This window comes from Thalassospira sp. ABL2_045 (assembly GCF_056161285.1).
Genome location: NZ_JBSWYV010000028.1, coordinates 1 through 2,221 on the forward strand (window position 1 = coordinate 1; position 2,221 = coordinate 2,221).

The 2,221-nt window shown below is 55.9% G+C and carries 1 protein-coding gene; it reads left to right on the forward strand.

Going from position 1 to position 2,221, the window contains the following annotated elements:
- Positions 1-1,943: hypothetical protein (locus ACXAIA_RS20555; protein ID WP_475350997.1), on the forward strand; the 1,943-nt coding region annotated here is incomplete at its 5' end.
- Between the last annotated feature and the right edge of the window lie 278 nt (positions 1,944-2,221).

Here is a 2,221-nt window from a genome sequence, read left to right on the forward strand (position 1 = left end):
AGAAGACGGAGATCAGTTATCGGCCATTGCATGATGACGGGGTCTATGACCGCGGTGAAGCGGTGAGCTATCCCGAGCAGCAATATGAGAGTGGCACGAAGGTTGTGTCGGTCATCACGCGTGATGACGGGTTGGGCGGTGTGCGCACGCTTTCCTATGAATATAGCGGTGCGCGGATTGATATTGAGCGTCGTCGGTTCCTTGGCTTCACTTCGGTTCTGTCAAAGGATGAAGATGCCGGGACGGAGACGCTGACGGAATATCGTCAGGACGTGCCGTATCTGCAGCGGATCGCGCGCAAGGTGCGTCGTCTTGCCGATGGTCGCTTGATTGAAGAACGGATCAATAGCTGGCAGGGAGAAGAGTTCCAGGCTGCGACGGACAGTGCACCGGCAGTGACAGATGTGCGTTTGCTTCAGGCTGTTAGCAAATCTTATGAGATAGAAGGTCAGGCCATTCCGGATGACGGAACGGATCCGAATGATCCGGTTCTTCCGGTCTATGAGATCGTGATCTCGTCGCATCAGACGAACTATGGTGTTGCGGCTGCACTTCAGGCGGGCGGAGTGTGGAACGGGACAGATGCGGTTGAGGTGACGGTCACGGTTGATGAAGGTGTTGTGATCGGCTCGAACAGCGCGAGTGCCTATGCGATTGACTTCACGGGCCTGCCGGAGGGCTCGACAGCCATCCTCACCAACAATGGCAGCATTGTTGGTTATTACGGCACGGCGAATGGCGGCAATGGTGGTCATGCGGTCAAGACCGATATCCCGCTCTCGGTGGCCAACTATGGCGTCATCTATGCCGGAGGCGGCGGAGGGGTGAATGGTTCTCCTAGAAGTACCACCGGTACGGTCTATTTCCGCTCTTCGGATGAATGTCACTGGAGGACAGAGACGTGCACAGCATCCGGTGGTGCTGGCGGGCGTGGGGCTGGTTGGTACTCGACTGGAAGTGTTTATGAGGCTCCGGTAGCGGGTACTTCTGGTGCCCAATGTACAGCAGGCAATTTGGGGAACCAAGATTGCACGGGGCGAGATGGTAGAAGTGTCGCACAAGGGGCCTCGGGAACATCAGGCGGGGCTTACGGAGTAAAAGCGATCTCTGGCGGTTCGGCAGGTATAGCTTTTAACGCTTATCGTCTTGTTAGTTTTACCCATGCCGGTCTTTGGTCGGGGCGAGTCATCGACGATGCATCTCCGGCGCCGGATGATGGCACTGCAGAACCGGTCGAAGACGCTGACTATCTTTTGACGATTTCAGCTCATGCCCAGAATTATGCAGTTCTAGCAGAGCTGACTTCTGCAGGCTGGGACGGGGTGACGCCGACCAGCGTCAAGGTTGTAGTTGAGCAGGATATTGTGGTCGGCGGAAGCTCGACCAGCAGCTATGCCTTGAGCTTTGATGGTCTGCCAGAGGGCTCGACCGCAATTCTCATTAATAACGGCGATATCATTGGCCGCTATGGGTCTCCCAATGGGGGTTCTGGCGGGCATGCGGTGACAACAAGCATTCCGCTGAAACTTTATAACTATGGACGCATCTTATCAGGGGGAGGTGCTGGGGTTAAAGGTTCGAGCCGTAGCGCCACAGGAACGAGCTACTTCCGGTCTTCAGATGAATGTCACTGGAGAACGCATTCTTGCACGGCTTCGGGAGGTAACGGCGGTCGTGGCGCAGGGTGGTATGGGCTCGGGGTTATCTATGAAAACGCCGCGAATGGTTCTGGTGGAAGCAGCTGCACTGCAGGCAACTTGGGTAACCAAGATTGTACGGGTAGAGACGGTCGGGCATATGCAACAGGTGCAACAGGTACTACTGGCGGCGGTTTAGGCTTTGAGGCTAATACCGGTGGGGCAGCTGGCTACGCGTTCAGTGGTTTCAATCTGATTGATTTTGCAGTTCCGGGCGAATGGGGCGGACGTGTTGCGAACAACTAGGGTGTTCGCAAGCGGTCGTCGTGTGTCTGGTTTGACGTGAGTTTGTGTGTCGGGTGGCCCGACGGTTTTGGTTTCTCTGCCACTGTGATCTGGCAGGGCAGAGAGAACGGGGGATTGAATGGTGGGTAAGTTATTCCTTGCAGGTGTGAGCCTTGCTGCGATGGTGAGCTTTGGTGGCGGAGCCTTCGCGCAAAGTGCCGAACCAACACCGGTAACGGTGACGACAGTCGATTATGTCTATGATGCCTATGGCACCCCGACCGAGATCACCAAAACCA